Origin of the sequence: Luteipulveratus flavus (assembly GCF_029439465.1) — a bacterium.
Lineage (GTDB): Bacteria > Actinomycetota > Actinomycetes > Actinomycetales > Dermatophilaceae > Luteipulveratus > Luteipulveratus flavus.
The window spans coordinates 20,231-43,243 of the sequence record NZ_JAROAV010000024.1 but is presented as its reverse complement, the minus strand read 5'-3'; the positions used below and the strand labels follow the sequence as shown (position 1 = coordinate 43,243).

21 protein-coding genes and 5 tRNA genes are annotated in these 23,013 nt (G+C 70.9%); 18 read left to right on the top strand and 8 right to left on the bottom strand.

The genetic code is table 11. The annotated features are described in order from the left end of the window. Positions 1 to 7: 7 nt before the first annotated feature. Entirely contained in the window at positions 8 to 1,003 is a 996-nt protein-coding gene (locus P4R38_RS07130; RefSeq protein ID WP_277191620.1) for a LysR family transcriptional regulator, read from the bottom strand. Between the two features lie 133 nt (positions 1,004 to 1,136). Here P4R38_RS07130 and P4R38_RS07125 point away from each other — a divergent pair, with 133 nt between their 5' ends. The 4 genes from P4R38_RS07125 (at position 1,137) to P4R38_RS07110 (ending at position 8,407) form a co-directional block, all read left to right on the top strand. Then, positions 1,137 to 4,535: a M28 family peptidase gene (locus P4R38_RS07125; protein ID WP_277191619.1), complete on the top strand. Its 3,399-nt coding sequence runs from the start codon at positions 1,137 to 1,139 to the stop codon at positions 4,533 to 4,535. A 253-nt stretch (positions 4,536 to 4,788) separates the two neighbouring features. Continuing rightward, entirely contained in the window at positions 4,789 to 6,075 is a 1,287-nt protein-coding gene (locus P4R38_RS07120; protein WP_277191618.1) for a lysine N(6)-hydroxylase/L-ornithine N(5)-oxygenase family protein, read from the top strand. After that, a complete protein-coding gene (locus P4R38_RS07115) occupies positions 6,072 to 6,623 on the top strand; it encodes a GNAT family N-acetyltransferase (RefSeq protein ID WP_277191617.1) in 552 nt (183 codons plus the stop codon). Before P4R38_RS07120 ends, P4R38_RS07115 begins: the two co-directional genes overlap by 4 nt. Further along, entirely contained in the window at positions 6,620 to 8,407 is a 1,788-nt protein-coding gene (locus P4R38_RS07110; protein ID WP_277191616.1) for an IucA/IucC family protein, read from the top strand. Before P4R38_RS07115 ends, P4R38_RS07110 begins: the two co-directional genes overlap by 4 nt. A gap of 45 nt (positions 8,408 to 8,452) precedes the next feature. On the opposite strand, the gene P4R38_RS07105 is transcribed toward P4R38_RS07110, so the two are convergent. From P4R38_RS07105 to P4R38_RS07095, 3 genes are read right to left on the bottom strand one after another with little or no spacing between them, the layout of a single operon-like run. Further along, positions 8,453 to 8,995: a YbhB/YbcL family Raf kinase inhibitor-like protein gene (locus P4R38_RS07105; RefSeq protein WP_277191615.1), complete on the bottom strand. Its 543-nt coding sequence runs from the start codon at positions 8,993 to 8,995 to the stop codon at positions 8,453 to 8,455. Next, the gene (locus P4R38_RS07100) at positions 8,992 to 10,014 is read right to left on the bottom strand and encodes an LLM class flavin-dependent oxidoreductase (protein WP_277191614.1); all 1,023 of its coding nucleotides are present in this window, start codon (positions 10,012 to 10,014) and stop codon (positions 8,992 to 8,994) included. The genes P4R38_RS07105 and P4R38_RS07100 overlap by 4 nt, the downstream gene beginning before the upstream one ends. Before the next feature lie 21 nt (positions 10,015 to 10,035). Next, positions 10,036 to 10,770 carry a dihydrofolate reductase family protein gene (locus tag P4R38_RS07095; RefSeq protein ID WP_277191613.1) on the bottom strand — a complete coding sequence of 245 codons (735 nt, stop codon included), beginning with the start codon at positions 10,768 to 10,770 and terminating at the stop codon, positions 10,036 to 10,038. A 55-nt stretch (positions 10,771 to 10,825) separates the two neighbouring features. Between P4R38_RS07095 and P4R38_RS07090 the strand changes: the two genes are divergently transcribed. Then, entirely contained in the window at positions 10,826 to 11,719 is an 894-nt protein-coding gene (locus tag P4R38_RS07090) for a PPK2 family polyphosphate kinase (protein ID WP_277191612.1), read from the top strand. Positions 11,720 to 11,725: 6 nt separating this feature from the next. On the opposite strand, the gene glgX is transcribed toward P4R38_RS07090, so the two are convergent. Further along, entirely contained in the window at positions 11,726 to 13,846 is a 2,121-nt protein-coding gene (glgX, locus tag P4R38_RS07085) for a glycogen debranching protein GlgX (RefSeq protein ID WP_277191611.1), read from the bottom strand. A gap of 182 nt (positions 13,847 to 14,028) precedes the next feature. Here glgX and P4R38_RS07080 point away from each other — a divergent pair, with 182 nt between their 5' ends. The 5 genes from P4R38_RS07080 (at position 14,029) to P4R38_RS07060 (ending at position 15,652) form a co-directional block, all read left to right on the top strand. After that, positions 14,029 to 15,051 (top strand): YihY/virulence factor BrkB family protein, encoded by a 1,023-nt coding sequence (locus P4R38_RS07080; RefSeq protein WP_275236907.1) that lies wholly within the window; start codon positions 14,029 to 14,031, stop codon positions 15,049 to 15,051. Between the two features lie 42 nt (positions 15,052 to 15,093). Then, positions 15,094 to 15,166 (top strand) — tRNA-Gly (locus P4R38_RS07075). Between the two features lie 41 nt (positions 15,167 to 15,207). Then, positions 15,208 to 15,281 (top strand) — tRNA-Cys (locus P4R38_RS07070). A gap of 195 nt (positions 15,282 to 15,476) precedes the next feature. Continuing rightward, positions 15,477 to 15,549, top strand: a tRNA-Gly gene (locus tag P4R38_RS07065). 28 nt (positions 15,550 to 15,577) lie between these two features. Further along, positions 15,578 to 15,652 (top strand) — tRNA-Val (locus P4R38_RS07060). A gap of 107 nt (positions 15,653 to 15,759) precedes the next feature. Here the strand turns inward: P4R38_RS07060 and P4R38_RS07055 are convergent. After that, positions 15,760 to 16,275 carry a CGNR zinc finger domain-containing protein gene (locus P4R38_RS07055; protein WP_277191818.1) on the bottom strand — a complete coding sequence of 172 codons (516 nt, stop codon included), beginning with the start codon at positions 16,273 to 16,275 and terminating at the stop codon, positions 15,760 to 15,762. A gap of 91 nt (positions 16,276 to 16,366) precedes the next feature. On the opposite strand from P4R38_RS07055, the gene P4R38_RS07050 reads away from it, so the two are divergent. Both P4R38_RS07050 and P4R38_RS07045 read left to right on the top strand, forming a co-directional pair. Continuing rightward, complete coding sequence (locus P4R38_RS07050; protein WP_277191610.1) at positions 16,367 to 17,233, top strand: alpha/beta fold hydrolase; 867 nt, start codon at positions 16,367 to 16,369, stop codon at positions 17,231 to 17,233. Between the two features lie 95 nt (positions 17,234 to 17,328). Further along, a complete protein-coding gene (locus P4R38_RS07045; protein WP_277191609.1) occupies positions 17,329 to 18,189 on the top strand; it encodes a VOC family protein in 861 nt (286 codons plus the stop codon). A gap of 17 nt (positions 18,190 to 18,206) precedes the next feature. Here the strand turns inward: P4R38_RS07045 and P4R38_RS07040 are convergent, their stop codons facing one another. After that, on the bottom strand, positions 18,207 to 18,533 hold the full coding sequence (locus P4R38_RS07040; RefSeq protein ID WP_277191608.1) for a putative quinol monooxygenase: 327 nt from the start codon (positions 18,531 to 18,533) through the stop codon (positions 18,207 to 18,209). A gap of 112 nt (positions 18,534 to 18,645) precedes the next feature. Between P4R38_RS07040 and P4R38_RS07035 the strand changes: the two genes are divergently transcribed. The 6 genes from P4R38_RS07035 (at position 18,646) to P4R38_RS07010 (ending at position 22,582) form a co-directional block, all read left to right on the top strand. Beyond that, positions 18,646 to 19,707: a chorismate-binding protein gene (locus P4R38_RS07035; protein WP_277191607.1), complete on the top strand. Its 1,062-nt coding sequence runs from the start codon at positions 18,646 to 18,648 to the stop codon at positions 19,705 to 19,707. Further along, the gene (locus P4R38_RS07030) at positions 19,704 to 20,543 is read left to right on the top strand and encodes an aminotransferase class IV (protein WP_277191606.1); all 840 of its coding nucleotides are present in this window, start codon (positions 19,704 to 19,706) and stop codon (positions 20,541 to 20,543) included. The genes P4R38_RS07035 and P4R38_RS07030 overlap by 4 nt, the downstream gene beginning before the upstream one ends. Then, entirely contained in the window at positions 20,540 to 21,001 is a 462-nt protein-coding gene (locus P4R38_RS07025; RefSeq protein WP_275236900.1) for a TIGR02611 family protein, read from the top strand. Before P4R38_RS07030 ends, P4R38_RS07025 begins: the two co-directional genes overlap by 4 nt. 88 nt (positions 21,002 to 21,089) lie before the next feature. Further along, positions 21,090 to 21,166 (top strand) — tRNA-Val (locus P4R38_RS07020). 185 nt (positions 21,167 to 21,351) lie between these two features. Beyond that, positions 21,352 to 22,194, top strand: coding sequence for a ZIP family metal transporter (locus P4R38_RS07015; protein ID WP_277191605.1), 843 nt, complete (start codon positions 21,352 to 21,354; stop codon positions 22,192 to 22,194). Between the two features lie 34 nt (positions 22,195 to 22,228). Beyond that, positions 22,229 to 22,582, top strand: a complete 354-nt coding sequence (locus tag P4R38_RS07010) for an MOSC domain-containing protein (protein ID WP_277191604.1) — start codon at positions 22,229 to 22,231, stop codon at positions 22,580 to 22,582. Between the two features lie 7 nt (positions 22,583 to 22,589). On the opposite strand, the gene P4R38_RS07005 is transcribed toward P4R38_RS07010, so the two are convergent. Then, positions 22,590 to 22,955, bottom strand: a complete 366-nt coding sequence (locus P4R38_RS07005; RefSeq protein ID WP_277191603.1) for a TraR/DksA family transcriptional regulator — start codon at positions 22,953 to 22,955, stop codon at positions 22,590 to 22,592. Positions 22,956 to 23,013 lie beyond the last annotated feature (58 nt).

The following is a 23,013-nucleotide window of genomic DNA, read 5'->3' as shown; positions in this document are numbered from 1 at the left end:
GTGCGCCTCAGGGCGGAGAGGTTCGGGTCTCCCGTGGTCGTGCGGGCGCCACGATCGGTCGATGCTGCGGCTGGGCGTCCCACCACGGCTGAGTGACGGCCGTGGCGGCCAGCTGGGACAGGTAGGCGGCCCGCGCGGTGTTGGCACAGATCACCGCGGTCTCGACGTCCAGCCGGCGCGGGTCCCAGCGCAGCACCCGTCGCCCGACCACCGGTGAGCCGCGCAACGGCTTGACCGTCGCGTCGTCCGCGGGCAGGGCGGTCGGCAGCACGATCGAGACCGCGTGCCCGGCGGCGATGTAGGGCCAGTAGTCCGGCACCGCGCGGCTGCCCAGCCGCGAGGACGGCGCGATGCCGGCCTGCGCGAACGCGTCCAGCACGGCGGCCATCGTCCCGTCCGGCTTGCCGGGCGGCAGCAGCCAGTCCTCCTCGCCGAGGTCGCCGAGGCCGACCTCGTCCGCGCCGGCGAGCCGGTGGCTCGCCGACATCGCGACCAGCATCGGCTCGGAGTCCACCACGACCAGCTCGCGCAGCTCGGTGGGGCAGGCGTCGTCGAAGCCGCGGTGCACACCCATCAGTGCCGCGTCGACGTCGCCGGCGAGCAGGTACTCGGTCAGCACCACGCTCGAGATGTCGATGACGGGGACGATCTCGTAGTCCGGCAGCGCCTCCTCGACGCCGAGCAGGAAGTCGGCGAAGAAGGGCGCGGCGTTCGCGCCGATGCGCAGGGTCGTGTCGGGGCTGGGCGGGCGCGCGTCCTCGACCAGCGACTCCAGGTCGTGGACGATCCGCGCGGCCCGCTGCAGCACCTGCTCCCCGGCGGGTGTGGGACGCACACCGGACGGGCCCCGCTCGAAGAGCAGATAACCGAAGGCCCGCTCGATCCGGGCGAGCTGGCTGCTGAGGGAGGGCTGCGAGACGCCCATCGCCTGCGCCGCGCCGCTCACGCTGCCGGCCCGCGCGACCTCCAGCAGCACCCGCAGGTGGCGGATGTCGAGGTGCATAGGCCCGAGGTTATGGCGAACTGGGATTACCGCGCAGCGTTCCGTCCCGGGAGGTTATGGCCACCAACTCCCCCTGGAAGGCGGACCACACATCATGTCCAGTCCAGCTACCCGCCGACTGGCGAGGGTGGTGATGGCAGGCTCCCTCGTGGGCCTGGCCGCACCCGCTCTGCCGTCGGTGAGCGACGCCGCACCCCACGGCGCCGCGGCCACCCCCGCACTCGCGACTGCGAGCAGTACGCCCACCCCGCCCTCGCCCGCCCGCGCGCTCGTCGCCGCGGACGCCCGCGGCGCGTCGCTGAGCAAGAAGCATCCGAACGAGTCCTACGTGCGCGCCTCGGAGCGGCTCGGATCAGGCGGACGTCACTTCGTCCTGCTCGAGCGCAGCTTCCGCGGCGTGCCCGTGGTCGGCGGCGAGGCGATCGTCACCACCGACGAGACGGGCACCATCCGCGACACGACCGAGGCCCGTCCCGGCGCCGCCGCGGTCGCCTCGACCCGGCCGTCCGTGACCGCCGCCAAGGCCACCACCGCGGCCCGCCAGCAGCTCGACACCGTGACCTCCGCGAAGCGTCCGCGCCTCGTGGTCGACGCCACCGGCGCGACGCCCAGGCTGGCCTGGGAGGTCTTCGTCGAGGGCACGAAGAAGGGCAAGGAGTCCCGGCAGCACGTGTTCGTCGACGCCCGGCAAGGCGGCGTCATCCGGACCCACGACCTGGTCGTGGACGCCACCGGCACCGGCAACCACGTCGGTCAGGTCGGCTTCACCACCACCGGCAGCTCCGGCTCGTACTCGATGAAGAGCACGGCGGCGCCGGGCCTGCAGTGCGGTGGCCAGACCGGCACCGTCTACACCGACAGCGACGACGTCTGGGGCAACGGCAGCGGCACCGACCTGCCGACCGCCTGTGTCGACGCGATGTACGCCGGTGAGCAGGAGTACGCGATGCTCAAGGCCTGGGCGGGCCGCAACGGCATCGACGGCACCGGCAAGGCCTACCCCGCCCGCGTCGGCCTGAACCAGGTGAACGCCGTCTGGAACGGCTCGTACGGCAGCTTCGGCCACAACCAGGCGAACTCCAAGCAGGCGACGTCGATGGACGTCGTGGGCCACGAGTTCGGCCACGGCATCTTCCAGTTCTCCGGTGGCTCCGCCTCCAGGAACGAGGCCGGCGGCATGAACGAGTCGACCGGCGACATCTACGGCGCGGCGACCGAGGCGTACGCCAACAATGCCAAGGACACCCCCGACTACGAGGTCGGCGAGATGATCGACCTGGTCGGCCAGGGACCGATCCGGTACATGTACGACCCGTCCAAGGTCGGCGACCCGAACTGTGTGCCGCAGCTGACCTCCTCCACCGAGGTGCACGCCGGTGCCGGGCCTCAGAACCACTGGTTCTACCTGCTGGCCGAGGGCAACAACCCCGGCGGCGGCAAGCCCACCAGCCCGATCTGCTCCGGCGGCCCGAGCTCGATCACCGGGATCGGCGTCCAGAAGGCCACCAACATCTTCACCAACGGCCTGCAGCGCAAGACCTCCTCCTGGACGCACGCGAAGGAGCGCGTCGCGACCCTGACCGCCGCCAAGGATCTCTACCCGGGCTCGTGCACCGAGTTCGACGCGGTCAAGAACGCCTGGCTGGGCGTCGGCGTCGGGACGCAGACCGGCGAGCCGACCTGCACCGCCTCGCCGACCAGCGACTTCTCGGTCAGCCTGGCGCCCACGTCCGGCAGCGTGACGCCGGGTGCGTCGACCAGCGCCACGGTGGCCACCCAGACGACGTCCGGGACGGCCCAGACGGTGTCGCTCTCGGCGTCCGGCCTCCCGAGCGGCGCGTCGGCGTCGTTCAGCCCCGCGTCGGTGACCACCGGCAGCAGCTCGACGATGACGGTCACGACGGGGAGCACCACCCCGGCGGGGACGTACCAGGTCACCGTGTCGGCCGCGGGCAGCGTCACCAAGACGGCGACGTACACCCTCACCGTCGGCAGTGGCGGTCCCGGCGGCTCGACGCCTCCGGACATCTCGCTGACCAACATGCAGGCCCACCTGCAGTCGCTGCAGGACACGGCGACCAGCAACGGCGGCAACCGCCGCGCGGGCTCGGCCGGCTACACCGCCTCGACGACCTACGTCGAGAACAAGCTCAAGGCGGCCGGCTACACGGTCACCCGGCAGCGGTGCACGACCTGCACCTACCCCTCGGACAACCTGATCGCCGACTACCCGGGTGGTGACGCCGCCAAGACGTACATGTTCGGCGCCCACCTCGACAGCGTCTCGGCCGGCCCGGGCATCAACGACAACGGCTCCGGCTCGGTCGCGCTGCTGGAGAACGCCCTGGCCCTCGCCGCCGCGAAGCCGACCATGGACGGCCACGTCCGGTTCGCGTGGTGGACCGACGAGGAGCAGGGTCTGAACGGCTCGAAGTACTACGTCAACCAGCTGACCTCCACGCAGAAGTCGCAGCTCAAGGCGTACTACAACTTCGACATGATCGCCTCGAAGAACGGTGGTTACTTCATCAACCACGTCACCTCCGCGGCGGCGGCGCCCATGAAGGCGTACTGGGACTCCCTCAACCTGCAGCCGGAGGAGAACACCGAGGGTGCCGGACGGTCGGACGACTACTCGTTCGAGCAGGCGGGCATCGCGACCAGCGGCTACGCGATGGGGGCCAGCGCGCGCAAGACCAGCGCGCAGGCGTCCAAGTGGGGCGGTACGGCCAACGCGGCGTACGACTCCTGCTACCACTCGGCCTGCGACTCCTACCCGTCCAACATCAACACCACGGGTCTGGACCGCTCGGCGGATGGCATCGCGTACACCATCTGGAAGCAGGCGGTCGGCACCAGCACCCCGACCAACGACTTCTCGATGAGCCTGTCGCCGTCCTCGGGCACGGTCAACGCCGGCTCGTCCGCGACGGCCACCGTCTCCACGGCGACCACGTCGGGGAGCGCGCAGACGGTGACCCTGTCGGCGTCCGGGCTGCCGTCCGGTGCGACCGCCACTTTCAACCCCGCCTCGGTCACCACGGGCGGCAGCTCGACGATGACGGTCGCGACGTCGGCGACCACGCCGTCGGGCACCTACCAGGTGACGGTCACCGCCGGCGGTGCGGTCAGCCACTCGGCGACGTACTCGCTGACCGTGAACGGGTCGACGCCGGGCGGTTGCACCACCAAGTCGTTCACCAACGGCACCGACTACCCGATCCGTGACAACGCCACGGCGTCCAGCCCGGTCACCTCGACCTGTGCGGACACCGTCACCTCGGTGACGGCGGCGTACGACATCTACCACTCGTGCGAGGAGGACTTCGGTGTCGTGCTGGTCGCGCCCGACGGCCGCAGCTACACGCTCGAGACGGCGTCGTACGGCAGCTGCGGAACCCGTGACGGCTTCACCACGAAGACCGTGCCGGTCACGTCGGTCTCCGCGCAGGGCACCTGGACGCTGAAGGTGACCGACTACTACACCGGCGACACCGGAACCCTCTACTCCTTCAAGCTCACGCTGCCCTGACCCGGGTGGCCCCACGACGAGAGGAGGGCTCGCGACGAGCCCCGGCACTATGCCGGGGCTCGTCGCGGTCTCCGACGAGACGTAGATCACATCAACGGATGCCCCCGACGGGCCGGTAGCACCGTGCGATGCGGTTAAGTAGGTAAGCCTTACCTATCTTCGACGAGAGGACCGCGGTGACTGCACCCCTCCACCACCCGCTCCACCCCGCTCATGGCGACGACGGCGCCCGCGCCCGGACGGTGGAGGGCTGATGCGCACGTACGACCTCATCGGCATCGGGCTCGGCCCGTTCAACCTCGGCCTCGCGTGCCTGGCCGAGCCGCTGGAGGACCTGGACGCGCTGTTCCTGGAGGCCCGTGACCAGTTCGGCTGGCACCCGGGCATGCTCCTGCCCGAGGCGACCCTGCAGGTGCCCTTCCTCGCCGACCTGGTGACGATGGCCGACCCCACCTCGCCGTACTCCTTCCTGGCCTACCTCAAGCAGACCGGCCGGCTCTACCCCTTCTACATCCGGGAGAGCTTCTACCCGTTGCGTGCCGAGTACGACCAGTACTGCCGGTGGGCGAGCGAACGCCTGACGTCCGTGCGGTTCGGCCAGGGCGTGCAGACGGTGGAGCACGACGGGCAGGCGTACGTCGTCGGGACGGCGACGGGGGAGCGGTACCGCACCCGGCGGCTGGTGCTCGGCACCGGAACCCAGCCGTGCGTGCCCGAGCCGTGCATCGGGCTGGACGGACCCGTCCTGCACTCGGCGGACTACCTGCGCCGCAAGCAGGACCTGCAGCGCACCGGATCGATCACCGTCGTCGGTAGCGGTCAGAGCGCCGCCGAGATCTACGCCGACCTGCTGACCGACATCGAGGACCACGACTACGCCCTGCGCTGGGTCACGCGCTCGCCCCGGTTCTTCCCGATGGAGTACACCAAGCTCACGCTCGAGCTGACGTCACCGGAGTACTCCCGCCACTTCCGGTCACTGCCCGCCGACCGGCGCCGCAGCCTGCTGCGGGAGCAGCGCAGCCTGTACAAGGGCATCAGCGCGAGCACGGTCGACGCGATCTTCGACACGCTGTACGCCAAGCAGGTCGCCGGCGGCGTGCCCACCACGCTGCTCACCGGCATGGAGGTGACCGCCGCCGGATGGGACGGCAGCCGGTACACCCTGGACCTGCACCACCTCGAGTCGCACGAGGACGCCTGCCTCACCACCGAGTCCCTCGTACTGGCAACGGGATACGCCCCCACGGTGCCGACCTTCCTGGACCCGGTCCGCGACCGCATCCGGTGGGACGAGCACGGCCGGTTCCTGGCGTCCGACACCTACGACGTCAGCCTCGCCGGCGGGGAGGTCTTCGTGCAGAACGCCGAGGAGCACACCCACGGGTTCGTCGCACCCGACCTCGGGATGGGCGCGTACCGCAGCTCGGTCATCCTCGCGAGCATCCTCGGCCGCGAGGTGTACCCGATCGAGCACCGGATCGCCTTCCAGGAGTTCGGCGTCCCCGAGCGGCTGCGGGTGACGGAGCCGGTCCGATGACCGCGGCCACCGTCGGCACGATCGGGATGGCGCCGGTCGAGCCGGACGCGGACGCTGGTCTGCTGCACGCCTGGGTCACGCACCCGCGCTCGGTCTTCTGGGGGATGCAGGACCACACGGTCGCGCAGGTGCGGGAGGCGTACCGGGTCATCGCCGCCGACCCGTACCACCACGCGTACCTCGGTCGGGTCGACGGCGAGCCGGCGTTCCTCGCCGAGCGGTACGACCCGAGCCGGCGCGAGCTCGTGGGGCTGCCCGAGCTGCGGACCGGGGACGTCGGGATGCATCTGCTGGTCGCGCCGACCGACCGCCCGGTCCACGGGTTCACCGCCACGGTGATGCGAGCCGTGCTGCAGGAGTGCTTCCGACCACCCGGCGTACGGCGCGTGGTCGTCGAGCCGGACGTCCGCAACAGCCGTATCGCCGCACTGAACGCCGCCGCCGGGTTCGAGGTCCTCCGGCACGTCCGGCTCGCGGACAAGGTCGCCGCCCTGTCGGTGGTTACGCGCGACGCCTTCACCGCCTCGACCATCGGAGGAGCACGATGACCGTCACGACCGAGCAGGACTCGTACGCAACACATCTGACGACCCGCACGATGGAGGGGGCGCAACGGGCACTGGTCGGCAAGATCATCGCCGAGCTCGCGCACGAACGACTCGTCGCGCCCGTCGCGGACGAGGACGGCCACCGCCTGGCCGTCGACTCCGGCCGGGTGGTCTACCGGTTCCGGGCACGCCGGCACCACCTGGAGCACTGGGCGATCGACGGTCGGAGCATCGAGCGCACGGTCGACGGCGTGCCGACCCGGCTGGACGCGCAGGAGCTGATCACCGAGCTGGCGCCGGCGCTCGGGATCTCCGACGCACTCCTGCCGACCTACCTGGAGGAGATCGCCAGCACCCTGAGCGCCGCCGCCTGGAAGTCCGAGCACGGCGCCCGCGACGTCGCCACGCTCCTGGATGCGGACTACCAGCAGATCGAGTCCGCGATGACCGAGGGACACCCGGCCTTCGTCGCCAACAACGGCCGCATCGGGTACGGCGCCGACGACTACGCGGCCTACGCCCCCGAGACGGGCGCACCCGTCCGGCTCGTCTGGCTCGCCGCGCGGCGGGCCGTGACGCACCTGGCCTGCGGACGGGGTCTGGACGAGCAGCGCCTGTACGCGGGCGAGCTGGGCGAGCCGGCCCTGGAGGCCTTCCATGACCGACTGCGGGCGCTCGGCCTCGACCCGGCCGACTACGTGCTCGTGCCGGTGCACCCGTGGCAGTGGGTCAACAAGATCGCCATCACCTTCGCGCCGGACCTCGGCCGGCAGGACCTGGTCCACCTCGGCGTGGGCGAGGACTCCTACCAGCCGCAGCAGTCGATCCGCACGTTCTTCAACAGCGCGCAGCCGGAGCGGCACTACGTCAAGATGTCGCTCTCCATCCAGAACATGGGGTTCGTGCGCGGGCTCTCGCCGCGGTACATGCGCGCCACCCCGGCGATCAACGACTGGGTCGGGCAGCTGGTCGACGCCGACCCGACGCTGCGGGAGTGCGGTTTCGGCATCCTGCGGGAGCGGGCGTCCGTCGGCTACACCGGGGACGCGTACCACCGGCTCGACCGGGTCTCGCCCCACCAGAAGATGGTTGCCGCGCTGTGGCGGGAGAGCCCCGTGGACCGGATCGCACCGGACGAGCGGCTCGCCACCATGGCCTCGCTGCTGCACCGCGACGGTGACGGAAACGCACTGGTGTCAGCCATGATTCGTGCCTCTGGCTTACCAGCGTCCGAGTGGCTGCGGTCGTACCTGCGGGCGTACGTCCGCCCGGTCGTCCACTGCCTGCTGCGCTACGAGCTCGCGTACATGCCGCACGGCGAGAACCTCGTCATGGTCGTCCGGGACCACGTCCCCGTCCGGATGCTGATGAAGGACGTCGGCGAGGAGATCGCGGTGATGGGCGACCTCCCGGTGCCGGACGAGATCGCCCGCGTCCGGGCGGACGTGCCGCAGGACGTGCGCGCGCTGTCGTTGCACACCGACGTCTTCGACGGGTTCCTGCGGTTCCTCGCCGCGATCCTGGACGGTGACGGGGTCATTGCCGAGGACGACTTCTGGGCGCAGGTCGCCGCGTGCATCCGCGAGCACGAGCACGACCATCCTGAGCTGGCCGAGACCGCGCGCCGGTACGACCTGTTCCGCCCGACGTTCCGGCACAGCTGCCTGAACCGGTTGCAGCTGCGCAACACCGTGCAGATGGTCGACCTCGCCGACCAGGCCGAGTCGCTGATCTTCGCCGGCGAGCTGGTGAACCCGATCGCGGCGCACGTCGGGCAGGGCTGAGCCGGGCGCGCCGTCCGCCGGTCGTCGGCCGACGGCGCGACGCGGTCAGGAGACGGCGTAGGTGGCCGTGATGACGCCGCGGGCCAGCTGCTGCCCGCCGATGTTGAAGGCGGCTGCAGCAGCGCTCGCGGTGTCATCGATCGGGAGGGCGTCGCCGCCGATCGCGTGCACGGCGAACATGTACCGGTGCGGCCGGTCACCCGCCGGCGGCGCGGCGCCGCCGTACGCCTGGGCGCCGAAGTCGTTGCGGATCTGGAAGGCGCCGGGCGGCAGGTCCGAGCCGTCCCCGGCGCCGGCGGGCAGCGAGGTCGTGCCGGCGGGGATGCCGATCAGCAGCCAGTGCCAGAACCCCGACGGCGTGGGCGCGTCGGGGTCGAAGCAGGTGATCGCGTACGAGGTCGTGCCCTCCGGAGCGCCCGACCAGGACAGCTGCGGGGAGGTGTTCGCGCCGCTCATGCCCCAGTCGTCGAACACCTGGGCCTCCGGCAGGGTGTCGCCGTCGGAGAACGAGTCACTGCTCACCTGCAGCGGCGGGACGGAGGGGAGCAGGGAGTAGGGGTCGGGGTGCTCGGGACGGTCCAGGTTCATGCGCCCGACGATAGGCCCCAGGCGTCGGCGAGCAGGGTGTAGGAGTCCCGACGCTCCTGGGCGCCGTGGACGTTGGTGGCGACCATCAGCTCGTCGGCGCCGCTGGCCTCGGCGCGCTCGCGCAGACCGGCGACGACCTGCTCCGGCGTGCCCACGGTCGCGAACCGGCCGAACGCCGCGCCCATCGACTCCTCCAGCTCGGTCCACTCGTGCGCCTGGGCCTCCTCGGGGCTGGGCATCGGTCCCGGGCGGTTCTGCCGCAGACGGACCATGGACAGCGTCGCGGCCCGGGCGAGACGGCCGGCCCGCTCCTCATCGCGCGCGACGATCGCCGACACCGCGAGCATCGCGTAGGGCTCGGTGAGCGCGCCCGGGCGCTCCTGCGGGCGGAACGAGGACCGGTAGGCGTCCATCGCCTCGACCGGGTCGGCGGTGCCGAAGTGCCCGGCGAACGCGAACGGCGTGCCGAACGCACCGGCCGCCTGCGCGCCGTACAGGCTCGACCCGAGGATCCACACCGGCGGCAGGGGGACGTCGGTGGGCTGGGCCGAGATGGGCTCGAACGGGTGGCCGTCCGGGAAGCCGTCGACGTAGGCGAGCAGCTCGGCGTACTGCTGCGGGAAGTCGTCGGCGCCCAGCGCCTCACGGCTGCGGCGCAGCGCGAGCGCGGTCAGCTGGTCGGTGCCGGGTGCGCGTCCGAGCCCGAGGTCGATGCGCCCCGGGTGCAGGGCCTCGAGCACCCGGAAGGTCTCGGCGACCTGCAGCGGTGCGTGGTTCGGCAGCATGATGCCGCCGGAGCCGACCCGGATGCGCGACGTGGCTGCGGCGACCGTGGCGATCATGACCGCCGGTGCGGAGCTGGCGACGCTGGCGATGTTGTGGTGCTCGGCGGCCCAGAAGCGCCGGTACCCGTCGGCCTCCGTCGACCGCGCGAGCTCGACCGACTCGCGGACGGCGTCGGAGGAGGTGCGGCCGGAGGAGACGGGGGAGAGGTCCAGGACCGAGAGGGGAAGCGTCACGTCCGTGGCGAACGTCGAGGGTCAGCTCGTCATTCCGGCGCGCAGGTCCCATCGGCCGATCAGGGTGCCGTCCTCGTGCAGCAGGCTCAGCAGCGTGCCGTGGCCCGCGAGCTGGTCGCCGTGCAGGATCCGGCCGGCCGAACCACCGACGAGGCGAGGGGACCAGGTGAGGCACAGCTCGTCGACGAGGTCGCCGCCCACGAGGTCCGCGGCGAGCGACGGACCGCCCTCGCACAGCACGCGCCGCAGACCGCGCTGCTGGAGCCACCGGACGGTGGCCGCGAGATCGACCTCGTCGGAGTCGTGCTGCAGGACGTGGTCCGCGCCGAGGGCGCTGGTGCCGCGGTCGAGCTCCGTCGCGTCGGCCTGGCCCGCGGTGACCAGGAGCACCTCGCCGGTCTCGGCGTCGGCGAGCGGCTCGGGCAGACGCCCCGACCGCGTCACGACGGCAATGGCCGGATCGGCCGCTCGGCCGTTCCGCCGGGAAGTCCACCGCGGGGCGGTGCGCGCCGGTCCGTACTCCTCCGCGCGCGCCGTGCCGGCGCCGACGAGGATCACGTCGGCCCACGCGCGCAGCAGCGCGAAGATCTCGTGGTCGGCCGGGGTGTTGATGGAGCCGGACCGGCCGTCCGGACCGACGCCGGCGCCGTCGAGCGTGCTGACCATGTTGAGCCGCACGAACGGCGCGTCGTCGGGCGTCGCGTCGTACAGCGCGACGAGGTCGTCGTCCCTGACGTCGCCGGAACGCGTTGGCACGGGCAGCAGCTGACGCATTCCTTCATCAAAGCCGCACTGCGTGCCACGATGGCGCATGGGTAAGAAAAAAGACGCGAAGAAGTTCAAGAAGAACAAGGACGCGAAGAAGTCCGACCTGTCCTCGCTGCGGGAGGAGCTGCGGGTGGGCGAGGGCTTCGACCTCGCGGCCGTCGACACCCGTTCCACGCCTGGCTTCTCCGGAGACAAGCAGCTGGCCGCCCAGCTCATGACGGACACGGCCGACGAGCTCGACGACCTTCAGGAGCGCCTCTACGCCAACGGTCGCGACGGGGTCGGCCCGTCGGTGCTGCTGATCGTGCAGGGCATGGACACCGCCGGCAAGGGCGGCATCATGCGGCACGTCATCGGTTCGGTGGACCCGCAGGGCGTCGAGCTGACGGCGTTCAAGGCGCCGACCAAGGAGGAGCTGGCCCACCCCTTCCTGTGGCGCATCCGGCGCGCGCTGCCCCAGCCCGGCTACATCGGCGTCTTCGACCGTTCGCAGTACGAGGACGTGCTGATCGTGCGGGTCCACGACCTGGTGCCGCCCTCGACGTGGACGCGGCGCTACGGGCAGATCAACGCCTTCGAGGCCGGTGTCGTCGAGCGGGGCACGGCGGTCATCAAGGTGATGCTGCACATCTCGGCCGACGAGCAGAAGTCGCGCCTGCAGGAGAGGCTCGACCGGCCGGACAAGCACTGGAAGTACAACCCCGGCGACGTGGACGAGCGCGGCTACTGGGACGCCTACCAGGAGTCGTACCAGGCCGCGCTGGACCGGACGTCGACGGCCGACGCACCGTGGTACGTCGTGCCGGCCGACCGCAAGTGGTACGCACGGCTCGCGGTCCACCAGCTGCTGCTGGACCACCTGCGCGACCTGGACCTGCAGTGGCCGGCAGCGACCTTCGACGTCGACGCGGAGAAGGCCCGCCTCGCCGAGAGCTGACCGTGCTCAGCTCTCGGCCGAGCGCAGGACCAGCAGCGAGCGACCAGGGACGGCCACCTGCGCGCCGGCCTCCACCTCGCGCGCGTCCAGGTCGTCCGGGTCGTACGACGCGTCGGTCGCCAGCGCGACCTGCCAGCCGCCGTCCTGCACCTTCGGGACGGTGAAGGCCACCTCGTCACTGTGCGCGTTGAACATCATCAGCACGTGGTCGTCGACGACCGGGCGGCCGGCCGAGTCCGGGGCGCTGATCGCCTGGCCGTTGAGGAAGACCATCAGCGTGCGCGCGTACCCGTTGCGCCAGTCCAGCTCGTTCATCGGCGCTCCCGAGGAGGCGAACCAGGCGATGTCGCCGAGCTCGCTCGCCCCGCCGTGGTCGGCGTCGCCGGCGAAGAACCGCCGGCGCCGGAACGTCGGGTGCTGCTGGCGCAGGGCGATCGCGGCCCGGGTGAAGTCGAGCAGGTCGCGCCGGTCGTCGTCCAGGTCCCAGTCGACCCAGGCGATCTCGTTGTCCTGGCAGTAGACGTTGTTGTTGCCGCCCTGGCTACGACCCAGCTCGTCGCCGTGGGACAGCATCGGCACGCCCTGGCTCAGCAGCAGGGTGGCGAGGAAGTTGCGCTGCTGCTGCCCGCGCAGCCGGTTGACCCCCTCGTCGTCCGTCGGGCCCTCGACGCCGCAGTTCCAGGACCGGTTGTGGCTCTCGCCGTCCCGGTTGCCCTCGCCGTTGGCCTCGTTGTGCTTCTCGTTGTAAGAGACCAGGTCGCGCATCGTGAACCCGTCGTGGGCCGTGACGAAGTTGATGGACGCGATCGGCCGTCGCCCGGAGTGCTCGTACAGGTCGCTCGACCCGGTGATGCGCGAGGCGAACTCGCCGAGAGCGGCGGCCTCACCGCGCCAGAAGTCGCGCACGGTGTCGCGGTAGCGGCCGTTCCACTCGGTCCACAGCGGCGGGAAGTTGCCGACCTGGTAGCCGCCGGCGCCGAGGTCCCACGGCTCGGCGATCAGCTTGACCTGGGAGATGACCGGGTCCTGCTGGATGATGTCGAAGAACGCCGACAGCCGGTCCACCTCGTGGAACTGGCGGGCGAGGGTGGCCGCCAGGTCGAAGCGGAAGCCGTCGACGTGCATCTCGGTCACCCAGTAGCGCAGCGAGTCCATGATCAGCTGGAGCACGTGCGGGTGCCGCATCAGCAGGCTGTTCCCGGTGCCGGTGGTGTCGTAGTAGTGGGACTTGTCGTCGTCGACGAGGCGGTAGTACGCGGCGTTGTCGATGCCGCGGAAGGCCAGCGTCGGTCCGAGCTCGTTGCCCTCGGCGGTGTGGTTGTAGACGACGTCGAGGATGACCTCGATGTCCGCCTCGTGCAGCGCCTTCACCATCGCCTTGAACTCGGTGACCTGCTGGCCGCGAGTGCCGGTCGCGCTGTACTCGTTGTGCGGCGCGAGGAAGCCGATGGTGTTGTAGCCCCAGTAGTTGGACAGCCCCTTCTCCTGCAGGGTGGTGTCCTGGACGAACTGGTGCACGGGCAGCAGCTCGATGGCGGTGACGCCGAGCTGCTGCAGGTGCTCGATCACCGCCGGATGGGCCATCCCGGCGTACGTGCCGCGGATCTCCTCCGGGACCTCCGGGTGGGTCATGGTGAGCCCGCGTACGTGCGCCTCGTAGACCACGGTGTCGTGGTACTCGTGGCCCGGCGGCCGGTCGTGGCCCCAGTCGAAGAACGGGTTGATGACGACCGAGAGCATCGTGTGGCCGAGCGAGTCGGCCTGGTTGCGCCGGCGCGGGTTGGCGAACGTGTAGGAGAACAGCGACTCGTCGCCGTCGATCTGCCCGTCGATGGCCTTGGCGTACGGGTCGAGCAGCAGCTTGCTCGGGTCGCACCGGTGGCCCGCCGCGGGGTCGTACGGGCCGTGCACCCGGTAGCCGTAGCGCTGCCCCGGCTGGACCGCGGGGACGTAGACGTGCCAGACGTGCCCGTCCACCTCCTCGACCTCGATACGGCGCTCACTGCCGTCGTCGTCGATGAGGCACAGCTCGACGCGCTCGGCGACCTCGGTGAAGAGCGCGAAGTTGACGCCCGTCCCGTCGAAGGTCGCTCCCAGGGGGTAGGCCCGGCCTGGCCAGATGTCCACGTGCCCTCGTTCCTCGTGTCGTTTCGCGACGATCGGTGCCCGTCCGCGACGCGCCGACGTTAGTCGACCCGAGCGGGGACACCGACCCGACCGACATTGTGGTGCACGAAGCATGCAGGTCGCGCGGCTACCGTGGTCAGTGTGAACGCACACCCGGTCGGAGGCGCCCCGTGGTAGAAGGGGTGAAGTCCCGGCTCCGGGAGCTCCTGTCGCCCGTGCCGGGCATGCTCGGGCTGGCCCGGCTCACGGCCGAGACCGTCCGCGTGTGCATGCGGTGGCGGGTGACGGGTCTCGCCGCCGAGGCAGGCTTCTTCGCGCTGCTCTCGCTGCCGCCGCTGATCTTCGGGCTGCTCGGTGCCGTCGGCTACCTGGCCGGCTGGCTGGGCGAGGACATCCGCCAGCAGGTCACCAACAACGTCGTGAACTACGCCGACCAGTTCCTCACGCCGGACGTGATCAGCAACGTGATCACGCCCACCCTGAACCAGGCGCTGAGTGGTGGTCGTGCCGACGTGGTCTCGATCGGCTTCCTGCTCAGCCTGTGGTCCGGGTCGCGATGCCTGAACGTGCTGCTGGACACCATCTCGATCATGTACGGCCAGGGCGGGGTCCGCGGCATCATCCGGACCCGGGTGATGAGCCTGTCGCTGTACTTCGTGTCGCTGCTGTTCGCGGCCGTGCTGGTGCCGCTGATGGTCATCGGGCCGGACCTGCTGACCCGGATCATGCCGGAGCGGCTGCGCTTCCTGATGATCTTCTACTGGCCGCTGGTCGGAGGCCTGACGATCATCGGGTTCGCCACGCTGTTCTTCATCGCCACGCCGAAGCGGGCGCCCTGGGTGCGCGACCTCCCCGGAGCGGCGCTCACCCTGGTGATCTGGGTGCTCTCGTCGTACGGGCTGCGCTGGTTCCTCGGCAACTCGGTCGACGGCTTCACCGTGTACGGGCCGCTGTCGGCGACGATCGTCATCCTGATCTGGCTGTACTTCCTGTCCATCGGTGTGCTCATCGGCGCGGCCCTCAACGCCGCCGCCGCGCGCCTGTGGCCGCCCCCGGAGATGGCGCCGCTGCACGAGAAGGCGCGCGAGTGGCTCGGGGACGGTGTCGCCCGGATCCGCCCGGACGAGGAACGCGGGCGCCGCGGTCGACCCGACGAGAACGAGGACGAGGACTCCGGCTTGGACTCCTCCCGAGCCATCGGATAACCTCGGCGGGCACCCTGCGGCCACGCCGTAGGTGCGACCTTCGCGGACATAGCTCAGTTGGTAGAGCGCAACCTTGCCAAGGTTGAGGTCGCCGGTTCGAGCCCGGTTGTCCGCTCTGATCTCCTTCGGGGGGTTTTGCCCGGTTCGTCCGGGCGTGGTGGAGTGGCCGAGAGGCGAGGCAACGGCCTGCAAAGCCGTCTACACGGGTTCAAATCCCGTCTCCACCTCCAGGAAAGAGCCGTGCCGGTGAGGCACGGCTCTTCGTCGTTCCCGGGCGTGAGGGCGGCCGCGGCGAGCCTCGCGAGAGGCCGTGGAGGTCGGCGACGGGCGGCTGAACGGCGGGTGTCGGCCCCGTTTTGGGAGTCGGGCCCATCGTCGGATACAGTTCTCTCCGTTGCGCAGGCCACTTCGGCCGGTAGCAGCAGGCGGACATAGCTCAGTTGGTAGAGCGCAACCTTGCCAAGGTTGAGGTCGCCGGTTCGAGCCCGGTTGTCCGCTCTCTCGGTCCCTTCGTGGGGCCGGGCCAGGGCGATTGGCGCAGTGGTAGCGCGCTTCCTTGACACGGAAGAGGTCACTGGTTCAAACCCAGTATCGCCCACCAGTACGGAAACGGCCCCCGGCCTGCGGACCTGCAGGACGGGGGCCGTTGTCATGTCCAGCGGCGCGAGCGCACCATCGCGAGGGCGCCACCCGGAGCGCGCGGCCGGCTCAGCTCTCGTCCTGGCGTGTGCGAGCGCGCTCGTAGTGACGCCGAGCCTTCATCCGGTTGCCGCAGGACGCCATCGAGCACCAGCGGGCGCTGTTGGGCTTGCTGCGGTCCAACAGGAACAGACGGCACTCGGGGTTGGCGCACGGCCTCAGGCGGCCCGGACTCGTGGACTGCAGCGCATCCCATGCCAGGACGGCGGTCGCGACCGCCAGGTCGGCGGTCGGCGCCTCGAGGGTCCACGTGACGCGACCCCCGGCAAATCCCGCTCGGTAGGCCGTCTCCCGAAGGAAGGGCGCCAGGTCGTCCGCCGGACGTTCGCCGCGGACGACGCCTTGCAGCACATCTCGCGCATCGCGTACCCGCCGCCAGGCGGCTTCGCCGGCCGGCTGGTCGTGGGCGGTCAGCCATGCCCGTCCTGCGGCGGCGTCGGACAGCCCGTCGGTTGGTTCGCCGGCGACGACAGGGGTCGAGTTGAGCAGGTCGAGCAGGAGTCGCTCGTCCGGCTGAGGCTGCATCACGGGGAAAATCTAACCCTCAATCTCGCCCTTGACAAGTTAGGCAATCTGAGCAGGATGTAACCATCCAAAACGTTCAAGGGAGTTAGACATGAATGTCGTCCACCACCGGTACGCCACCGTGCAGGGCCACCGGCTCTTCTACCGGGAAGCCGGTCCCGCCGACGCACCTGTCCTCGTCCTCCTGCACGGTTTCCCCACGAGCTCGTTCATGTTCCGCGAGCTGATCCCGAGGCTCGCGCAGCGCTACCGCGTCATCGCACCGGATCACCTCGGTTTCGGCCTGTCGGACGCGCCACCCGTGGACGCCTTCGAGTACACCTTCGACGCGCTGACCGAGCTCACCTCGGGACTGCTGGCCCAGCTGGGCGTCAGCCGGTACTCGATCTACGTCCAGGACTACGGCGCCCCGATCGGCTGGCGGCTGGCCCTGGCCGACCCGCAGGCCGTGAGCGCCGTCGTGACCCAGAGCGGCAACGGCTACGACGCCGGGTTCGTGAAGGAGTTCTGGGAGCCGATCCGGGAGTACCAGCGTGAGCAGACCCCGGAGACCGAGGCGAATGTGCGCGCCGCTCTGACCCTGGAGGGCATCCGGTGGCAGTACGTCACCGGCGTACCCGACGAGAGCGTGGTCAGCCCGGACACCTGGCACCACGACGTCGCCCTGGTCTCGCGCCCGGGCAACGACGAGATCCAGCTCGCGCTCGTGCGCGACTACGCCAACAACTCGCCGATGTACCCGACGCTGCACGAGTACCTGCGCTCCCACCAGCCACCGGTCCTGGCCGTGTGGGGCGAGAACGACCCCATCTTCGGTCCGGACGGGGCTCGTGCGTTCGGCGACGACGTACCCGAGGCGGAGATCCACCTGCTGGACGGCGGACACTTCCTCCTCGAGAGCGCGGGGGAGGAGGTCGCCGCTCTGATGCTGGACTTCCTGGACCGCGTGATCAGGTAGCGAGAGCCGCGGCCACGCCTGGCGCTCACGTCGCCAGGCGTGGCCGCCGGCCGTCGCTAGGGTCGGCCTCGGCCCTACTCGCGCTGGAGGTCAGGATGGGCAATCTCACACCGATCGCACGGACGTACCCCGCGGGCGTGACCTGCTGGGTCGAGTGCCGTCAGCCGGACGTCGACGCGGCGGCCGCGTTCTACCGCGAGCTCTTCGGCTGGGAGACGGAGGACGTGCTGCCGCCCGGAGCGCCCGGACGCTACGTCATCGCCACGCTGGACGGGTTGGACGTCGTCGCGCTGAGCAGCACGACCGAGGACGCCGGCTCGTGGGAGACGTACGTCGCGGTGGCGGACGCGGAGTCCACCGCCCCGCGCCTCACCGAGCTCGGAGCGGCCGAGGTCGCCCCGGTCGCGGACGCCGGACCCGGTGGTCGGGCCGCGACGTTCACCGACCCGCAGGGCGCCCGGTTCCACCTGTGGCAGGCCCGGCGACGCCTCGGAGCGCAGCTGACGAACGCTCCCGGCGCCTGGAACTTCAGCGACCTGCACACCCCCGACCTCCCCGCCGCCGGCCGGTTCTACGAGGCCGCGTTCGGCTGGCGCGTCGTCGACCAGGGCTGGGGCCACGCGATCCAGGTGCCGGGTTACGGCGACCACCTGGAGTCCACGACCGACCCGGACATCCGGACGCGTCAGGCGAGCGCGCCCGAGGGTTTCGAGAATGTCATCGGCGGTATTGGTCCGCTCGCAGCCGGTGAGGCACCGCACTGGCACGTGACGTTCACGGTCGCCGACCGTGACGCGACGGCCGACGCGGTCCGGCGACTCGGCGGCGAGGTGCTGCGGACCGAGGAGGACGACTGGACCCGCCGGGCGGTCGTGAGCGACCCGGGCGGCGCCGTCTTCACTGCTAGCCAGTTCGCCCCATCGACCAGCTGGGACGCGGACTCGGTCGACCACTAGCGCGAAGCCGTGCGCGCTCAGGGGCCGACGGCCATCTCGCCCAGCTCGGACCAGTCCTCGCCCTCGACGGTGGTGCTGACGATCCGCGGCGTCTGGACCAGGTGCGCTGGCAGATCCTGCTGCGCCTGCTTGAAAAGATCGGACTGCACGTGCGCAGCGCCGGCCTCGTCGTCGCGGAAGGCCTCGACGAGGACGTACTCGTTCGGGTCGTCCAGGCTGCGGGACCAGTCGAACCACAGGTTGCCGGGCTCAGCACGGGTGGCCTCGGTGAACGCGCGGGAGATCTCGGGCCAGCGGTCGGCGTCCTCGGGGCGGATGCGGAAACGGGCGGTGATGAAGATCAACTGCTCCTCCTCATGGTTCGCCGTCCGGGGACGGCCCGATCGGGTTGTTTCCGATGCTAGGCGGCCTCGTGGTTGGCTCACCTCGCACACAGTTTCGCGAAGTGAGGGTTCGATGTCCGACCGCAACGACGCGGTGGCCACGTTCGGCGACCGGCACGCCGAGGGCGTCCTGGAGGTCAGCCACGACCCACGCAGCCTCGACGCCGGCGGCTTCTGGGTGGTCGTCCTGACCTTCGAGGGCGAGCTCACCGCCATCCGGATGCGGCTCGCGACGTCGGCAGCCCGGACGAAGACGCCGCCTCCCGCGGTCGAGGTGTCGAACGAGGCGCTGGAGGCGTGGTCGACCTCGTTGGACCGGCACGCGTACGAGGCCGGCGTCCGGGAGATCCGCGCCCGCATCGCCGCGGGGGAGGTGTACCAGGTCAACCTGTGCCGGGTGCTCTCCCAGGAGCTGCCCGAGCACGCCGACCTCGACCTGCTGGCCGCGGTGCTGCGGCAGGGCAACCCGGCGCCGTACGCCGCCCGTATCCACGTGCCGACGGCCGGGCTCGACCTGGTGTGCGCCTCACCGGAGCTGTTCCTGAGCCGTACCGGCGACCGGATCGTCTCGGCGCCCATCAAGGGCACCGCGCCCACCGTCGAGGAGATGCTCGACAAGGACTACGCCGAGAACGTCATGATCACCGACCTCGTCCGCAACGACCTGTCACCGGTCGTCCGTCCCGGCACGGTCGCGGTCGACGGCCTGTGCGTCCCGGAGGTGCATCCCGGGCTCACCCATCTGGTCTCGACGGTGACGGGGCGGCTGCGCCCGGACGTGTCGTGGGCGGACATCCTGGCGGCGACGTTCCCGCCGGGGTCGGTCTCGGGTGCACCGAAATCCACTGCGCTGCAAGCGATCCGGGACCTCGAACCCGTCCCACGCGGTCCGTACTGCGGTGCGGTCGGCTGGATCGACGCCGACCGCAACGAGGCCGCGCTCGCGGTCGGGATCCGTACGTTCTGGTCCGAGCGGGAGTCCGGACGCCGGGTGCTGCGGTTCGGGACGGGCGCCGGAATCACGTGGGGATCCGACCCGGCGGGGGAGTGGTGGGAGACTGTCCTGAAGGCACGCCGCCTGGTATCCCTGGCGGCTTCCATCACCACGAGGACCGATGCAGGGGTGAGACCGTGACGATCAGGGTGTGGGTCGACGGCGAGCGCGTCGACGACAAGCCCGCCATCAGCGCCCTCGACCACGGCGTGACCGTGGGCGACGGGGTGTTCGAGACGTGCAAGGTGCAGGACGGGCGCGTGTTCGCCCGTACGCGCCACCACGACCGTCTCGACCGCTCCCTCGCGGGCCTGGGGCTCCCCGCCGCGGACCGCGCGTTCCTCGACGAGGGGATCAAGGCGGTGCTCGCCGAGTCGACCGGGCTGGCCCGGCTGCGCTACACCGTCACCGGCGGCGTCGGTCCGCTGGGGTCCGAGCGCGGCACGTCCGGCCTGACGTACGTGGTGATGGCGACGGAGATCGAGCGCCCGGCCCCGACCACGCGCGTCGTGACCGTGCCGTGGCCACGCAACGAGCGCAGTGCCGTCGCCGGCCTGAAGACGACCTCGTACGCCGAGAACGTCGTCGCTCTCGCCCGAGCCCGTGAGGCCGGGGCGACCGAGGCGCTGATGCCGAACACCCGCGGCGAGCTGTGCGAAGGCACCGGCAGCAACGTCTTCGTCGTGTACGGCGGCCAGATCCTCACCCCGCCGCTGGACTCCGGTGCGCTGGCCGGCGTGACGCGCAGCCTGGTCATCCAGTGGGGTCGAGCCGCCGGGCTGTCCGTGGTCGAGACCATGCTGCCCATGTCGCTGCTGAAGACGTGCGACGAGGTGTTCATCACCTCCTCGACCCGGGACGTGCAGCCCGTGTCGGCCGTGGACGACCGCGAGCTCGGCGCGCCCGGGCCGATCACCTCGGAGATCGCCGAGGTCTTCGAACGAGCCGCTGCCGCCGACGAGGACCCGGCACCATGAGCGAGAAGAGCACAGACCGCCGGTCCGGCGACGGACCCGACGCGCTCGTCAGCGCCGAGGAGGACCGCTTCGCCTGGCGCCGCAAGATCAAGTCCAACCCGACGACCCGGGTCGCGTACCGGGTCGCCGTCGCGGTCGTCGGTCTGGTGATCGTGGCGCTCGGCATCGCCGCGATCCCGCTGCCCGGCCCCGGCTGGCTGATCGTCTTCCTGGGCCTGGGCGTGTGGGCCTCGGAGTTCGACTGGGCCGCCAACCTGCTGGAGTGGGTGAAGGACAAGGTCACCTCGTGGACGCGCTGGGTCGGTCGCCAGGCGTGGTGGGTGCAGGCCCTGGTGACGCTGGCGACGATCGCGCTGGTGCTCGCGATCTTCTGGGCGCTGTTCGCGGTCAGCGGTGTCCCCGGGTTCTTCCCGGACGGCGTCAAGGACTGGCTGAACGGTCTGCCCGGCATCGGCTGACCCGCTCGATTGGCGGTCCGGTCCGTCCGCGGGCTATCCTCTCCGACGCGCCACCAACGCGGTTTCACCCGCATGGAGGCGCACACCTGGACGTGTAGCTCAGTTGGTTAGAGCGTTCGCTTCACACGCGAGAGGTCAGGGGTTCGAGTCCCTTCACGTCCACCACATCGAGAAGGCCCCTGAGCTGCGAAACGCAGGTCGGGGGCCTTCTCGGTTCGCGAGCCGTTCAGCCTGGGCGCCGATGTGGCTGCCTCGCCCGACCGACGCCCGCCCTGAACCGCTCACTGGCCACGCGTGACGAGAACGCCTCGGGCGATTCGGTTTCCGGCCCGGCGGGGTAGAGCCCTGCCATGCTTGCAGCCGCTTGGTGGGGATTTGTCGGTGGTGCGTCGCTCCTGCTCGGAGCCGTGCTCGCCGTGATGGTGCGAGTACCGCGCAAGGTCATCGGCGCGGTCATGGCCTTCGGAGCCGGCGTCCTCGTCAGCGCCGTGGCGTTCGAGCTGACCGAGGAGGCCTACCGGGACGGCGGCGGGACACCTGCCGTCATCGGGCTGCTCGCGGGCTCGGTCGTCTACTTCGTCGGCGACTGGGCCGTCGACCGGCACGGCGGCCACCGCCGTAAGAGCCCCGTCCACGGTGGCATCCGCGCCGACGCGCGATCCGCGTCGCACACCGGCTCTGCCGAAGATCGCCCGTCGCAGCCGGCTGCACACTCCAGCGGCTTGGGCTCGGGCTCGGGTTCCGGAGGCAGCGCGGCGTCGGCCGGCGGCCTCGCCCTGGTGTTGGGCGCACTGCTGGACGGCATCCCCGAGTCGGCGGCCATCGGCATCAGCCTGCTCGGCGGGCAGGGCGTGGGCGTCGCGATGGTCGCGGCGGTCTTCCTGTCCAACATCCCCGAGTCGTTGTCGGCGACGACCGGTCTCAAGGCCGCCGGTCGCTCCACCCGGTGGATCCTCGGGCTGTGGAGCGCGGTGGTGGTGGCCTCCGTGCTGGCGGCGGTCGCCGGCCACACGCTGCTCGGCGGCGCGTCCCCGGAGACGGTGGCGGTCATCCAGACCTTCGCCGCCGGCGCCATCCTGACCATGCTGGCGGACACGATGATGCCGGAGGCCACCGAGCATGCCGGCCGCGTGGTCGGCCTCTTCACGGTGCTCGGCTTCGTGATCGCCTTCTTCGTCAGCACCCTGTCCTGATGTCACTCGATGCCGGATGTGCGAGGGTCGGGACATGTCGATGCGTGTGGCGCACCTCGCGATCTACCCCGAGAAGGGACAGCCCGGCGTGGACCTGTCCACGGCCACCGTCGAGGCCGACGGCCTGACGGGCGACCGGCGCAAGAAGGCGGCGATCCACCTGGTCGCGATCGCCGACACCGATGTCGATGACCCGCCCCGGGCCAACATCGTCGTCGACCCCGGAGGCCATGACCTGGAGTCACTGGTCGGCAGCACGCTGCTCGTCGGATCCGCGCGCCTGGTCGTCACGCAGCGACCGAACAACTGCCCGGGCGTGTACGCCGACGTCACCGAGCCGGGCCACGTCTCGGTGGGAGACGACCTGGAGACGGTCGACGACGCCTGACGAGCCGTCAGCGAGCAGCGTGCGCGACGCACGTCGTGGCCGTCGGTCGCGCCTCGAGCCGTCCAGGCGCGATCGGCTCGTGGCATACCTCGCAGATTCCGTACGTCCCCTCGCGCAGCCGTACGGCGGCGGCGTCCAGCTCGGCCAGGTGTGCGCGGGCCTGCTCGATGAGCGCGGCCAGCTGCGCCCGCTCGTAAGCGATCGTCTGGCCCTCGGGGTCGTGCTCGTCGTCGGCGTTGGAGTCACGGGACGCGGCGAAGAGACCGGACATGTCGGCGTCCATCTGCTCCAGCCGCGTCCGCAGGCGGGCACGCTCGTCCTCGAGGCGCTCCGCTGCGGCGGTCGGGACGGGACGTGAGCTGGGTGTGGGCATGGTCTGCGGTGCAACGACCCTCAGGGCGCCGCCATTCCGCGGCTGGGGCGGGGCGGCA

What these genes read in the sequence shown, in the direction of transcription:
- P4R38_RS07045 (WP_277191609.1), top strand. Translation starts at nt 17,329, where the DNA reads ATGGGCAATCTCACACCGATCGCACGGACGTACCCCGCGGGCGTGACC.
- P4R38_RS07050 (WP_277191610.1), top strand. Translation starts at nt 16,367, where the DNA reads ATGAATGTCGTCCACCACCGGTACGCCACCGTGCAGGGCCACCGGCTC.
- P4R38_RS07130 (WP_277191620.1), bottom strand. Translation starts at nt 1,003, where the DNA reads ATGCACCTCGACATCCGCCACCTGCGGGTGCTGCTGGAGGTCGCGCGG.
- P4R38_RS07010 (WP_277191604.1), top strand. Translation starts at nt 22,229, where the DNA reads ATGTCGATGCGTGTGGCGCACCTCGCGATCTACCCCGAGAAGGGACAG.
- P4R38_RS07115 (WP_277191617.1), top strand. Translation starts at nt 6,072, where the DNA reads ATGACCGCGGCCACCGTCGGCACGATCGGGATGGCGCCGGTCGAGCCG.
- P4R38_RS07005 (WP_277191603.1), bottom strand. Translation starts at nt 22,955, where the DNA reads ATGCCCACACCCAGCTCACGTCCCGTCCCGACCGCCGCAGCGGAGCGC.
- P4R38_RS07055 (WP_277191818.1), bottom strand. Translation starts at nt 16,275, where the DNA reads ATGCAGCCTCAGCCGGACGAGCGACTCCTGCTCGACCTGCTCAACTCG.
- P4R38_RS07120 (WP_277191618.1), top strand. Translation starts at nt 4,789, where the DNA reads ATGCGCACGTACGACCTCATCGGCATCGGGCTCGGCCCGTTCAACCTC.
- P4R38_RS07125 (WP_277191619.1), top strand. Translation starts at nt 1,137, where the DNA reads ATGGCAGGCTCCCTCGTGGGCCTGGCCGCACCCGCTCTGCCGTCGGTG.
- P4R38_RS07110 (WP_277191616.1), top strand. Translation starts at nt 6,620, where the DNA reads ATGACCGTCACGACCGAGCAGGACTCGTACGCAACACATCTGACGACC.
- P4R38_RS07015 (WP_277191605.1), top strand. Translation starts at nt 21,352, where the DNA reads ATGCTTGCAGCCGCTTGGTGGGGATTTGTCGGTGGTGCGTCGCTCCTG.
- P4R38_RS07035 (WP_277191607.1), top strand. Translation starts at nt 18,646, where the DNA reads ATGTCCGACCGCAACGACGCGGTGGCCACGTTCGGCGACCGGCACGCC.
- P4R38_RS07025 (WP_275236900.1), top strand. Translation starts at nt 20,540, where the DNA reads ATGAGCGAGAAGAGCACAGACCGCCGGTCCGGCGACGGACCCGACGCG.
- P4R38_RS07105 (WP_277191615.1), bottom strand. Translation starts at nt 8,995, where the DNA reads ATGAACCTGGACCGTCCCGAGCACCCCGACCCCTACTCCCTGCTCCCC.
- P4R38_RS07090 (WP_277191612.1), top strand. Translation starts at nt 10,826, where the DNA reads ATGGGTAAGAAAAAAGACGCGAAGAAGTTCAAGAAGAACAAGGACGCG.